Origin of the sequence: Haliea sp. E17 (assembly GCF_048323675.1) — a bacterium.
Lineage (GTDB): Bacteria > Pseudomonadota > Gammaproteobacteria > Pseudomonadales > Halieaceae > Mangrovimicrobium.
The window spans coordinates 1,132,130-1,145,045 of record NZ_JBLWFK010000002.1; the positions used below are offsets into that span (position 1 = coordinate 1,132,130).

The 12,916-nt window shown below is 56.4% G+C and carries 11 protein-coding genes; 1 reads left to right on the forward strand and 10 read right to left on the reverse strand.

The features are described from left to right. Window positions 1–34 precede the first annotated feature (34 nt). The 8 genes from ACNKU3_RS08115 to ACNKU3_RS08150 all read right to left on the reverse strand — a co-directional run bounded on the left by ACNKU3_RS08115 (window position 35) and on the right by ACNKU3_RS08150 (window position 10,463). Window positions 35–661: a VPLPA-CTERM sorting domain-containing protein gene (locus ACNKU3_RS08115; protein ID WP_418258913.1), complete on the reverse strand. Its 627-nt coding sequence runs from the start codon at window positions 659–661 to the stop codon at window positions 35–37. A 133-nt stretch (window positions 662–794) separates the two neighbouring features. Next, the gene (locus ACNKU3_RS08120; RefSeq protein WP_418258914.1) at window positions 795–2,039 is read right to left on the reverse strand and encodes an MFS transporter; all 1,245 of its coding nucleotides are present in this window, start codon (window positions 2,037–2,039) and stop codon (window positions 795–797) included. A 267-nt stretch (window positions 2,040–2,306) separates the two neighbouring features. Beyond that, complete coding sequence (locus ACNKU3_RS08125) at window positions 2,307–2,831, reverse strand: DsrE family protein (protein ID WP_418258915.1); 525 nt, start codon at window positions 2,829–2,831, stop codon at window positions 2,307–2,309. Window positions 2,832–2,907: 76 nt separating this feature from the next. Next, complete coding sequence (locus ACNKU3_RS08130) at window positions 2,908–4,806, reverse strand: amidohydrolase (protein WP_418258916.1); 1,899 nt, start codon at window positions 4,804–4,806, stop codon at window positions 2,908–2,910. 103 nt (window positions 4,807–4,909) lie between these two features. Further along, on the reverse strand, window positions 4,910–6,829 hold the full coding sequence (locus ACNKU3_RS08135; RefSeq protein WP_418258917.1) for a DUF3604 domain-containing protein: 1,920 nt from the start codon (window positions 6,827–6,829) through the stop codon (window positions 4,910–4,912). Between the two features lie 393 nt (window positions 6,830–7,222). Continuing rightward, on the reverse strand, window positions 7,223–7,654 hold the full coding sequence (locus tag ACNKU3_RS08140) for a hypothetical protein (RefSeq protein ID WP_418258918.1): 432 nt from the start codon (window positions 7,652–7,654) through the stop codon (window positions 7,223–7,225). Window positions 7,655–7,950: 296 nt separating this feature from the next. Next, window positions 7,951–9,504 carry a phytoene desaturase family protein gene (locus ACNKU3_RS08145; RefSeq protein ID WP_418258919.1) on the reverse strand — a complete coding sequence of 518 codons (1,554 nt, stop codon included), beginning with the start codon at window positions 9,502–9,504 and terminating at the stop codon, window positions 7,951–7,953. 395 nt (window positions 9,505–9,899) lie between these two features. Further along, on the reverse strand, window positions 9,900–10,463 hold the full coding sequence (locus ACNKU3_RS08150) for a VOC family protein (RefSeq protein WP_418258920.1): 564 nt from the start codon (window positions 10,461–10,463) through the stop codon (window positions 9,900–9,902). Between the two features lie 271 nt (window positions 10,464–10,734). Here ACNKU3_RS08150 and ACNKU3_RS08155 point away from each other — a divergent pair, with 271 nt between their 5' ends. After that, window positions 10,735–11,145, forward strand: a complete 411-nt coding sequence (locus ACNKU3_RS08155) for a globin (protein ID WP_418258921.1) — start codon at window positions 10,735–10,737, stop codon at window positions 11,143–11,145. Window positions 11,146–11,220: 75 nt separating this feature from the next. Here the strand turns inward: ACNKU3_RS08155 and ACNKU3_RS08160 are convergent, their stop codons facing one another. Further along, window positions 11,221–11,388 (reverse strand): hypothetical protein, encoded by a 168-nt coding sequence (locus ACNKU3_RS08160; protein WP_418258922.1) that lies wholly within the window; start codon window positions 11,386–11,388, stop codon window positions 11,221–11,223. Window positions 11,389–11,739: 351 nt separating this feature from the next. Continuing rightward, window positions 11,740–12,495 carry a hypothetical protein gene (locus ACNKU3_RS08165; RefSeq protein WP_418258923.1) on the reverse strand — a complete coding sequence of 252 codons (756 nt, stop codon included), beginning with the start codon at window positions 12,493–12,495 and terminating at the stop codon, window positions 11,740–11,742. Between the last annotated feature and the right edge of the window lie 421 nt (window positions 12,496–12,916).

Here is a 12,916-nt window from a genome sequence, read left to right on the forward strand (position 1 = left end):
TTGAATCAGTGCGTTGTACGCCCTGGCGAGGGCGTCAGGTAGCGAGGTTATTTCGCGCAGCCTGCCGCCGTCGCGTCGCGGCAAGCCCCAGCAGTGCGGAACCGAACAGCCATGCGGCGGCAGGCACTGGCACCGCGAAGTCGGCCGTCATTGTGCTGACGGATCCCAGATTGGAAAATGTCCCTGCGACCTCGTACCCGAGCATCCGGGTACCTGCGCTGTTCAACGAAACCACCGCAGACACCTGGTCGAAGTCAAACAGGCCAGAGACCAGAAAGACGTCACAGGCGGACGGGGTGATATTGGCTTCGCAGGACAGGCGTTCAAGGCTGGCCGAAGCAGTGGGGCCAAAGGTATTCACCCGCAGGACTTCCGTGGTAATCCACTCGTGCCGTTCCCCCGACGACGCCCACTCGCCGCTACCGGCCATCGTGAAGGGGATCGTCAGTACGCCGGTCACCGTATCGAAAGTCACCGCGCCGTAATCGACGTCGGTGTAGCCATACTCCCATATATTCTGCAGGATACCGTTGGACGTCTCACGCGTAACGCTGTACTGGGATTCCGGGGATAGAACGACGTTGATGAGGGCGGCATTTGCCAGGGCTGCCTGGAAAAACAAAATAGCGCCCACGAGCGCGGCTGTTAAACGCGTATTCATAGCAAACTCCATTTGCCGGATTTCATTCTTATTTGCTGTAGCAGACCACCGGACGCACGACGGCGGAAATCTGTACTGGCATTGGTAACAGACTAAGGCATGAAGACGCGGGATGCGCGAAAAAGTGCCGTCACTATTGTTTACAGGCACTGTCCTGGCGCGGGTGCAGGCGTATGAAGGGCACGACGACCAGCAGCGTGGCCACCGCCAGCCCCGCGAATGTCCAGAAAATCCCCATGTAGCTGCCCGTCAGGTCGAAGATCAGGCCGAACAGCGGCGGCGTCGACAGCAGCGCAAGGAGAATCACCCCGGTCAGCAGCCCCATGGCGCGCCCCACCACCTGCTGGCCGAAGACCCGGGGCGCCAGGTAGCTCTCCATCGGCACCATCAGCCCGCCGAACAGGCCGGTCAGTGCGACGCCGAGCGCGATGGCCAGGTAGCCGAGGTTCGCCTGGGTCAGGCAGGCCATGCCGAGGCCGAAGCCGCCCAGCGCGAAGGCCATCAGGATGCGCGGGCCCAGCCGGTCGGAGAGCAGGGCAAAATTCAGTTTGGCGAAAAAGCTGCAGCCCGCATACAGCGATACCAGCGCCGCAGCCTTGCTGACATCAATGCCGTTATCCATGACCAGCGGCGCGAGGTTGGTGATCATGCCCTTCATACCCGAGGTCACCACCGCAACCGTTACTGCGATCATCCAGAACGCCGGATCGCGCAGAATGCTGAGCGCGGAGAACGAACTGGCCGTCCTCTCCGCCTGCGCCAGCGCGGGAGCATCCGCAGCACCGTCGGGATTGAGCCCCCGATCGGCGGGATGGTTGACCGCCAGCAGCGCCGCGGGGACCGTCCAGGCAATCAGGACCAGGCCCAGCAAGCGCAGCGCCTCGCGCCACTGGTAGGCGTCCAGCAGCCCCTGGATCAGGAAGGGCCAGAGGAAACCACCGGCGGAAATGCCGGCGATGGCGATGCCGATCGCCCTGCCCCGCCGCTGCGAGAACCAGCGCGAGAGCAACACCGTCGCCGCCAGCGGCCCGATCATCACGTTGGCCGGCGCGATCAGCAGACCGAACACTACCAGTACCTGGTTGAAAGACGTGGTCAGTGATATTGCGATATAACCCGCGCCGAGACAGAGCCCGCCGACGACCATGATGGCTCGCAGGGAGTAGCGGTCCATCAATCCGCCGAGGAAGGGTGACAGAATTGCACAGGCGCCGGAGAGCACCGTCATCGCCAGCATCAATACCGTACGGCTGGGCTGGTATTCCTGCGCAAGGGGCACCGCGACAATGGAATAGGTCATAGCGATCATGCCGGTTGCCGCCAGCAACATAAAGGCGACGCCGACCTGGCGCCAACCGACGGCGAAGGAATTGGTCATGGTGACTCTCTGGAGTGATGCGGGGTTATTGTTGTGACGGGACCCTGACGTGGAAGCACGGGGCACCGCAATTCCCTCTCAAAGTACAACGGATTGCGTCGCGCAGGCAAATGTATCTCCTGCTGGCGGTCCTTGCTGATAGGAGTCTGGAGGCACCAATACCGGGATGCCGCTCTCAGGCTATTGATACCTGGCAAGAGCCTCCCGGCGTTGCGCCGCCAGCACGCCCAGGAGCGCCGATCCAGGCACGCGATAAATCAGGCAGCTTCAGAACGGGTTAAGCGTATACCCTTCCTGCTGTAGTAAGGCATGCGCCGTCATCGCCGACAGTCCGATCGTCACGCCGGGCAGCAGGTCTTCCTTCACAACGTCGCGCATCGCTGCTGTCTGGCCACAAAGTTCGATTCTCGTTCCCGCCGCCACCAGTTCTGCAATCAGCGTGGCATTGGGATTGGTGCTACCACGCGCCTTATTCGTCAGCAAATCCTTCCATGCGCCTCCGTGAACGACAACGGCAAGTGAAATGTTCTCGACCGGCACACCGGCAGCTTCATGCATATTCAAAAACCGCGCCGCACTTACCAGCTTTCGATTGATGTCGTCTTCAGGTCCCGCCTCGGCGACATCGAAAGCCACCTTGAATCGGGTTTCCGCAGGCAGCTTGGTACCCGGTACTGGGGCATATGAACCGTAGTCGGGCACAACCGCGCCGGGTTTGAACGCATCGGGCCCGGCCAATGCGGGCATGGCGAGGACGAATATCACAGCGACGCAGGTTTTGAAGCGGATCATTAAGTGTGTCTCCTTTTGATGAATGCGGACATATCAGGTTTCAGAATAGTCAAAAGGGACTATGGCCGCTTCCACCTCAAAGCGGTCCTTTAGCTCCGGTCCAATATTCATGACTCTGGCTCAGCAGGTTGGCCAAATGTCGGGTCGCCAGCAGCGCGACACCCGTATCGCTGGTCGTCGGTGGCAGGACTGGGGCGGAGGCTAACGTGCTCGCGTCCTTCACAGGCAGCACGCGCCCTTCATGGACAGTTCCCCAAACTGAAACATCCTTTATCTTCAACGGATCGATGGTGACGGGGTTGTCACTGAGGATCGTGAAATTGGCGAGCTTGCCGGGCACAATGCTGCCGACGTCCTTCTCCATCCGGAGCGAGTAGGCAGCATCCAGCGTGACCGCCTTCAGCGCGCTGAGTTGGCTGATTCGCTGCCCGGGACCGCGCAGGTTGCCGTCATTGGTGATGCGGTTGACAGCGGACCACATCAGAAACAGCGGCTGGCCGGGGGCCATCGGCATGTCAGAGTGTAGCGAAAACGAAATTCCGGCCTTCTCCACATCCGCCATTCTCGCCATGTTGTCGGCTCGTTCCGGGTCCATACCGTTGGAGCGGTAATTGTCGGCGAGTGCAACCGGATAATAAGGGTTTGCGCTGACGATCGCGCCCAAGCGTTTGATGCGCGCCACCTGCTCCTCTGTGGAAACCGCAAAGTGAATGATCACAGTGCGGTGATCCGGCCGTGGGTGGCGGCGCATATTGATTTCAAGCTGATCGAGCACCATGTCGAGCCCGGCGTCGCCGTTGACGTGGACGTGCAGCTGGTAGCCGAGGTCCCAATAGACGCGAAAGGACTGTGCAAAGAACTCGGGCTCCATGATCCACTCGCCCTTGTGCCCGTCGGTATAGCCATCATTCAGCTGCATCAACTGCGAGAAAATCGCGCCGTCCGCGAACAACTTCACCTGCCTGGGCAGATAAGCGGTCATGCCCTCACCCCAGGCCAGGAGCTCCTCCGTATCCCCGGCAACCCGTTCATCCGGATATTTCTCCTCGTCCGCATATTTTGCAGTGATTGATTTGCCGTCAGCGATGAAATAGAAGCGAAAAGGCGAGGATAGATCGCTCAGTACCGCGTTCTGCGCATCCTGCAGTTTCCTGGATAGGAGGCCGCCGGGTTCACAGCCAAGTGTCACGCCATTGGTATGGTAATAGAGCTTGACCAACTCCAGACCTTTCTGCAGCCGTTCGGGAGAGGCGAGCGCCGGAGCAAGCTGCGGCAGGATGGCGAAGAAGCCCTGCTCCCAGTAGTGAGCGTTGTGGAAGTCCGACTGCCTTTTCGCACTGTCGGGCAGCTCGTCGAACCATTCCTTCGTCACCGCGTATTTCTTTTCGGCAGCGGAATTAAGGAAAAACTCATGGGCCGAACGGTGCCAGACGATGATCGGCCGCGTCGTGCTGATCGCATCGAGGTCGGCTTTCCTGAGTTCACCATGGAAGTAATGGTGATAGCCCCATGACACAAGCGGTTCGTCGGGGTCCGCCAGCGCTGCTTCAGCACTGGCAAGACGCTCGAGGTACTCGGACCGATTCTTCGCGGCTTTCGATGTCCCTGTAGGGAGTACCCAATCCTCGATCGAGATGATCTCGCTTGTCATGGTTAGCGCCGCCAGTAACGGGTGATCGTGCTGGGCAATGAAGCCGGGCACGATGACCTTGTCGGCGAACAGGGTGTTCACCGTATACGGCTGCTTGCCTGCCGCCGCCCTGAGCTGGTCGAGAGACCCGACAGCGAGGATACGGTCGCCCAGTACTGCCGCAGCTCCTGCTGTTGGCCTCTGTGGATCGAGGGTTACGATCTCCTTTGCCGGGTAGATAACGATTTCGGGCAGGGTTTCCAACGTATCCGCAATATCCTGCAATGTGGACGTCTGGGCGAGGGTAATTGACGGAGCGCAGCCGAGAAGGAAGAAAATCAACAAGCCTAATCGCACTTCCGATCCTCCATATTTTGAATTTCTGGAAAGTTACACGCACCGGCGCTGTTTGCTGGGTACAAGTTCTTTGACTTGATAGCCACGAACATTACGGCGTGTACCAAATCGGACTGCTGTATGCGCGATCAGTGACTTCCATCGCCGTGCCCTCGGGCATTGCGATGTCGAAGTATTTGGCGTCGTACGCAGTCCAGCGAGGGGTTGGAATCTCTATTACGCGAACGTAGTAGAAAGCTCGCAGGTTCGGGTCGAAGTCGGGATCTTTCCAATACCCGGCAAGGACGGCGGAGCCGATATCGTTGGTGTAAGTGGCGTTGGGCACGTCAACGGTGTTGCCCACAGGCTCCCTGCAGCGTCCGTCGTCACCGATCGTGCGATCGCCCGACACGGCTACATCGTAGACCTGCTCTCGGGTTCTGCCGTTCGAGTCGAGCCAGCCCTTGATGATCTGGATGCGGTCGAGGTTAGCGCCGTCGGGATCTCGCAGGGCTCGCACCATGAAGGTGGGTGACGAGCCATCGGGTCCGGGCAGGAGATCTCCGCCCATCGGCACCCCACGTGAATACCCCTGGCTCGCGAAGTCGGGCCGGTTGACCTCCTGTTCTTCGAAGTCCCAGCCCGCGAAGACGCGAACCCGCATCCGGGAGCCGGAAGTGGCAAACACCTCACGCCGTGCAAAGGCGTCCCAGATCGCTTCGCGAGTATTCTCGGTCGCCCACACCGCTGCGAGACCGGAGGCGCCGAGGTCCACATCGCGTATGGACAGCGAAGAATCCACCGAACTCTCGATGAAGTAACCATCGCGGCGGTGCGGGGAGGGCTCGACGAAGTGTATTTTGCCGAACCAGTTTTCCTCGCGCGTAGACGGGATGGCGTTGTGGCTGTCGGTCGAGCCGATCATGCCGAACTTGAACGGGTTCACCCCGATCCGGGCGTTTTCAGCGAGACCGAGTTTGAGGGCCTCTCGGGCGTACTCGGTCTTCAGCATCTCCGGTGTCTTGGCTACAGTGCCGGTGAGGTTTCCCGCATCAATCAGCTCAAAATCCGCGAACTCGTCGTCTGGCGAGAGGACCGGGTGAGCCTCCCCGGTTCCCTTGGGCTGGGTTACCTCTACGACGCGTTCAAAGTGCTGGCGCCGCTCGGCGTATTTCCTGTCGAAGCGCTTTTTGTCGAAGGTTCTGAGCATGAACATCATGCCGTTCGAAAGGTTGCCGTTGTGGGGAATGGCGAAAACCCTCCCTCCAGTCTCTTCTTCGTAAGCCGTAAGGTATTCCCAGAGATCCTCCGGGTCGTCGCTGTCAAAGGCCGAGAATGGCTCTACCTGCCGGGCACGCTCTCCGCCATCGCGGAAGATTACATTGCGGTGGAGATTGTTGCTGCCGGGCCCTGAGGTCCACTCGTAGCCGATGAAGGTGGTGAATACGCCGGGGTCATTGAACTTCTCAGCGTTCTCGATGACGCGCTCCCAGACCCGGGAACGCATCTCGGCGCTGTCGATGGGGTCTTCCCCCTTGGCGTTAAATGCGCTCCACTCGTAAGCCGCCTTGATACCTTCGCCCGCCTGGAAATACTCGAGCCACTTCCTGCCGTTCTCGCTTGCCTTCAGGATAGGGTCGCCGCGATCGAGGTAGTCATAGATACCCATGTTCTCGGCGTGGTCGGCAACGACCACGAAGTCGAGTGGTCGAACCAGTTTGAAAGGGAGGCCGGTCTGGCTCGTCACCGCCTCACCCCGGGAGACGCGGTACGCCAGTTCCGGGCCCAGGGTGGCTCCCGCCAGCCCGGCGTCCGCGGACCATGAGGTGTGCAGATGGGTGTCCCCGAAATACACGTTCTGGGGGAAGTGCTGGTCGACATACGGAGAATAATTGTTCTCCCGTTTCGCATAGTCGCTCTCGTGCAAAGTAAATTCCTGCGCGCTCGATGCAACAGCGAAGGAGGCCGTGCATACTGAGAGGAAGAGGCGGGTCGCTGTGGGAAGTGAAATGGCCCCATTCAATGCTTTCATTATGATTTCCTATTTTGCCTGGCGCTTGGGGAGCTAACAGTTAGTTATAGACAATCCTGCTGCATAACACTGAACCTGCTTAGTCTAGAACACGGGGAAAAAGCTGCACAGGAATCCATCCTTTCGGGATGTCATCATCAGGCGAGCAGAACACTTCCCAGTACAGGCAAACAAAGGATGTAACAATCTGGGTCGCCCAGCACATCTATTTCAGTCAAGACCCAGCGTCCGCTCCTAGGCGAAAGCGGTCCCTAGGCGCGGATTGACGTGTTACCTGTCAAAACTTCCGCTTCCACCTCATCGCGGAAGCAAGTTGGTGCGACAAACCATCTTCGAGGGTGGTTGCATTGTGTTAAGTAGCGGTCAATCGAATACCAAAAACTGAAGCTCCAGTCAGGGTACATTGCCACCATCTACACAACGAAATCTGATCTCACAGGAGAAGCGATCGATTTTGATGGGAATGAACAACCTCCTTTCTTGCCAGTTTTCAGTGAAGATAACCTTCAGCGGTTCGTTGCGCCGTGAGCATGCGTCGGTTGCGGTCAAACGTGCGACCCTCTCTGCTTCCTCTGGACTGTTAGCAATGACCCACACGAAGAAGAGACCACGATCAAACCAGAATCCATTCTCATAATTCCCGCGAACCTCAGTATTTGGCGTCGGACCCTCATCGGCCTGGGAATCTGCACTATTCCCCAGTACTTCATTTCCCGCTTCCGATTCCGGTGGCGAAGACCCCATGGATGCACAAGAACTTAGCGACAATAAATATAGAATTGGCAAGATTGCCCTGCCGAAAAAGAAAAGTCTTTCGGTCAGCATTGCTGCACCTCATGGAGGTTTCTCAACAGAGTGTAGCCGACAAGTCTTGTACTAGGCGCAAGCATGTACTGAGCACATCTACCAATACGGTAGCTATAAGAGAATTCTCTCTTCGAGAAGTACCCTCTTTCGTTCTGCCGGATGGAACCCAATCATTTTGATGCTCCGGTAATCAAGACAACTTTCGCGCTCAACCCCTGGGGAGGCAGGTAACGCAGGCAACAGGGGCCAATTTGGAGCGTTAGCGGAAAAGTGATCCCTGCCTGGTTGCGCTTGTTATGTTGAATGAACATGTCCTATTTGAGTTTCTGGTAGATACGTGGATCAATCGCCGCAGCACTAAACATACCACCGGCAAGTGCTCCAGCTATACCGGGGCTCATTACGTCCTGACCTGTCAGGAATAAACCGGGAAGGGGGGTGCGGGCGTTTAGTGCATCCGATAACAATCGACGCGGAGTTGTTTCGACACCATAAAACCCACCCTTGTTGTGCCCGGTGAAAAAAGCTGTTGCAAGTGGTGTGCCGAGTTCATGGAAAGCGATATACGGAGACAAGTCCGGGAACTTGTCCTTAAAAAATTTCAGCAGCCTGGACTCGACACTCTGCTTGAATGCTGACCATTCATCGGGATGTTCATCCGAACCACCATCGGCAAATTTGGCCACCGAAGACCAATCAGCCAAAAGCATCACATCGCCAGTCTGTTTATTCGTTGGCCCCGGATTATGTACCGGATTCTTAAGGGAAGAAAACGACACAAACACCATGGAAAATGGCTCATTGTCACCCCCCGCCCAGATGCCATCATTGGTATCCCAGCTTTCGTAAAACCAGTGGTTTGCACGCGTCGCCCCATGTTTGGCGATGTCTCCCTCAAAGCCCAGATAAAGGTCGAAGTGACAGACTGATGGTTTGAAACTGGCAATCTCTTCAATCCAGGGCTGTTGGCGAATTTCCTCCGGCAGCAAGCGCCCCACGGTTTCACCGGCGCCGATCGCCGAGACGATGGTCGGAGCATTAAATTCTTCACCGGATTGGGTGCGTACGCCCACGGCTTTGCCATTTTCCAGCAATATCTCTCTGACAGGCGTGCCAGCACGAACACTTCCCCCCGCCATTTCGATGACAGGCACCAGTCCTTTTGCAATGGAAGCGGCACCTCCGACCGGATAGGCAGCGCCTTCAAGATAGTGACCCATGACCATGCCATGAAAGGCGAAACTAGCTTCGTTCGGTTTGCCGCCATAAGTACCCCACTGCGCGGACAACACAGAGGCAAGTTTCGGATTACTGATGAGTTCATCGATCACCTCCCCCGTGGTGCGACAGGCCCAGCGCTGGATCTTGCTTTTATTCCACCAGCGATGGGCCGAACGAAATGGTTCAGGCAGCGATCGCTCGGTACCCACCATGTATGCAGCTTCCTCCGCCGACTGCAATGCTTCGAAGTAGGCATCGATTTCGGCCGCATTGCCGGGAAACTGATCTTTTAGCTCCATCTTGTAGGCTTCAGCAGGTCGCCCAACAGAAATATCCAAACCCTCTGGGAAGTGCAGCACATCGTAGAGTGTGCCGATTGAGTGAAACTTGATGGTACCGCCACTAAGCCAGTCCAGAATCCGGCCCGCGAACTGGTCATGGCCGAATAACCCGCAATAATGCAGCCCGACATCCCAGCAAAACCCATTGCGCGAAAAGGAGTGTGTAAGTCCACCGATTACCTGCGCCTGCTCCAGCAGCAGAACTTTGTGATCCATACGAGAAAGTGCCGTGGCCGTCGTCATGCCTCCTATGCCAGAGCCAATGACAATGACATCGAATTCGGTTGCTGATGGCTTGGTTGCCACTTGATAGCCCTCCTTTTTCATCGTTATGGCTGTCGTGACCAGCTAAAGGGGGATTGCCAATCGATTTCAGGTCAGCTGTTCTCTCCTGCCAAAAGCAGACCATTGCAATTTATCATCGGACTAAAATCGACACATGAGAACTTGCCACATGACTATTAATTATAGGGAATCGGTCTATATAACACCGATTCCTGGTATGTAGATAGCGTGGAAGAAACTGCAAAGAATTCAACCTCCTGTCGAATGAGCATCCTTACATAACGGGAAGGCTTTCCCTTATATTGAAAAACAATAGATTTAACAACCTGGGCCGCCCAGCCCGATATTTCCGACTAGCAGCGAGGTCCGTAAATAGGCGAAAGCAGCGACCTCCGCTTCCACCTCTTTCCTGTCGTCTAACTTAAACCGTGTTGGACGGGGAGAGGTGATGGTTGGCTGTCAGGTCTTTCCAGCAACTCAGCCTCCGTTGCTCCGGCCCGATAGCGCGCCAGTAACTCATCGGGATCATAGCCCACCCCAATTGGATTGGCGGCGAAGACTTCACTTCGCATAAACTCATTGGCCGCTTCGGTATTACAGCTTTCAACCTGGAATTCGTGTCGGTTGCCGTCCGGGTCCTGGTAGTACATCGACAGGGTAAAGCCGTGGTGAACAGGCCAATAAGGTGTAATTCCAGCCGCCTTGAGGCGTTCGTAATTTTCCAATAGTTCGGCCGCTGACGCGAACGTGAAAGCCACATGGTTAACGCCAATCTCGCCGCTATCCATAGCCGAAACAGTTGGTTTTAGTACGTCAAGATTGGCGAAAGCAAAGCGATGGTGTTCTTCGTCGAAGGTCATAAATGCCAGGGCAGCATCCTTGTGCACTATCCAGGCTCCAAACACTTCCCCGTACCAGGCAATCATTTCCTCGTAGCGACGAGTCATGAACACAACGTGGGCAAGACGCGGTTTTGGCATTGTGATCTCCTGGTGTGTTATCGGACGAGTATAGACCCGAGGCCGCGATTAGGCGAAAGCGGCCAGGACCGCGCCACCTCGATGCGGCCAACCCCAGCCCATATTTGCCAGAGAGCCTTCGACTGAGACAAGCACCCGGATCAGTAAAATTTTGGGCCACTTCAGGCAATTGCTTTCGGTGCAAATTCCATGAACATGCTTTGTGTGGCACCCTTGGCATAGCACTTGCAGGTTCGCTTTATTTAAAAAACCTCTGCCGAGGTGGCCCGATATGCCCAACTACAATGAAGTATTCGCCGAGAGCTTTGCTCGCGTCCTCAGCGATGGCGCCTACAACCCGGAATTCATCCGTACTTTTTACGACATCTTTCTCCAGGCGTCTCCCGCTGTGGCACAAAAATTCGGGCAAACCGACATGAGTGCCCAGCGAACCATGCTGCATGACTCGCTGCTGATGATGATGGATTTCAACAAAACCAGAGTACCGACCCCACCCCTTGTGCGGTTGGCCGAAATTCACAGTCGTCGGGGCCACGACGTCTCGCTGGAATTTTACGACCTGTGGCTGGACAGCCTGGTTACCGCTTTGAGCCGCCATGACCCGGGCTTCAATAGTGAAGTGGACCTGGCCTGGCGCATCACTCTTGCTCCGGGTATCTGCTTTATGAGATTCGCTTATTAAGACTGCGGAAAAGGGATTAAGGGGTCAGAGTCCTTTTCCCGCGCGACTTTCGCTATCACCTCGAAGCGGATCGGGCTAACGGTCCACAGCTGCAACGGCGGCCTGTTGGCCCTCGGCATTGCGGATCGACCGTTCGTAGATTTCAGATTGCCGGTCCAATTCACTGCAAATCAATTGAAGATATGACTCACCGCTATTGCGATCAATTCGACGCTGGTTCCATTCACTGGCCTGCAGACCCACGAAAATCTCCAGAACTACAATAAAAAGTCGAGCGCGATAGCAGTCCAGTTTTGGCCTTACAGGCAGATTGAGATACGACGCGTAAACATTCCGCCCCATGTAACTGCGCTCCCGATATTTCCGACGAACTTTTTGATCGTTGTGAGCGTACCCTAAAAAGGGTGGGCGGCCTGATTCAGCGAAGCAATGACAGGACCCTCACAGTTCGGCTTTCAGGCGATGGTAGCCTTTGGAGCCGGTGATTTCTGGGTGTTCGCCGCTCACTTTCCGCTTCCACCTCAAAACAGACATTACTGCACCCCCAGACAGATATCAGCTCTAGGCCCCCTGCAGACGATGGCCTACCATTGCTCAGTTGGGGAATGCAGCTAGCAGACGGTCGATCTCAGCGATCACCACTTCGCTCGTTTTGTCGATATACCGTGCATGAGCGAGTATTTCATGCTCCATTATCACTGAGATAACGATCGCGTTTTCCACGCTTGGGTCTGCCAGCACGTTTTCGAATCCATCATGGCGCCCGCTCGTATCCAGTTGGTAAGGCGTGTCGCGAAGCAAGCGTTCAGCCGAGGTAATCAACGAGTGTCTTTCTGTGAATAGTGGCAGGACGACCTCACTGCCAAAGCGCGAGCGGTCGCCTGCCACTTGGCGAAAGCCGCTGGAGACTAGGTTCAACCTCTCGAGACCATGTCGCAGCGATTCGAAGCGTTCTTCGACAATGCCGTCAGAGCCCAGCAAGCGATTGACGCTGCCACTACGGATAAGCAGACCGTAGTCGCCCGTCAACGCCAAGGCACGTACAAATGCTTCGAGCTGTTCGTCGGATGACGCCGATTTCTCGCCATGGATTACCCGCTGGAAGGCGGTGAGTAGAGATAAATTATGTTCCAAGCGTTCGATAAAGGAGGTCACTCGCTCCCGATTTTCGAGGAGCTCGGCTTGCAGCAGAGCGAGTTCGCGATGAAACACCTGTTCGGCGACGCGTCCCTGATTCCAGTTGTCCACCTGCAAGGCGACGAGTACGCCAGCAATCACTAGGACGAATTCCACCGCGAAGGTGGTCCAGTCCTGTCGGCGCAGGGAGCTAGCGAGACGAGCGAGAATCACCGCGCCCCACTCCGGCGGCTGCGCATCGTCGTCTCGACAAGCATAAGCCGGCAAGGCACAGCCCCAATGTTCGGATAGGAAAGACGAAGCCTATACTTAAAACGCATACGCAGCCTCCGGTTATCCAAATCAGGAATCACAGCCATCCAGGGCTAAAGCCCTGTCGGTTAAAACCGATTGACCAGGCTGGACACTGACTTTTGATTCAATCGACACGTTTACTCTCCTAATGGCGGTGGGTAAAGGAGACAGGTTAGCCTTCAATAATCTGGCCGTAACGGAAATTCTGCAAGTGCTGTTTCAGGTCCTTAGTAGACATCCATGAATACTCGGGTCATTGACCGCTATTAGGCGAGAGCGGCCAAAACAGGATTTGCCGGAGGCAGGACCAGTCCCCTCCCGACCCAGTCAGCGATGAGAT

Bases quoted from the DNA above. Each gene is read 5' to 3' on its own strand.
- ACNKU3_RS08155 (WP_418258921.1), top strand. From the start codon at position 10,735: ATGCCCAACTACAATGAAGTATTCGCCGAGAGCTTTGCTCGCGTCCTC.
- ACNKU3_RS08125 (WP_418258915.1), bottom strand. From the start codon at position 2,831: ATGATCCGCTTCAAAACCTGCGTCGCTGTGATATTCGTCCTCGCCATG.
- ACNKU3_RS08140 (WP_418258918.1), bottom strand. From the start codon at position 7,654: ATGCTGACCGAAAGACTTTTCTTTTTCGGCAGGGCAATCTTGCCAATT.
- ACNKU3_RS08150 (WP_418258920.1), bottom strand. From the start codon at position 10,463: ATGCCAAAACCGCGTCTTGCCCACGTTGTGTTCATGACTCGTCGCTAC.
- ACNKU3_RS08135 (WP_418258917.1), bottom strand. From the start codon at position 6,829: ATGAAAGCATTGAATGGGGCCATTTCACTTCCCACAGCGACCCGCCTC.
- ACNKU3_RS08120 (WP_418258914.1), bottom strand. From the start codon at position 2,039: ATGACCAATTCCTTCGCCGTCGGTTGGCGCCAGGTCGGCGTCGCCTTT.
- ACNKU3_RS08115 (WP_418258913.1), bottom strand. From the start codon at position 661: ATGAATACGCGTTTAACAGCCGCGCTCGTGGGCGCTATTTTGTTTTTC.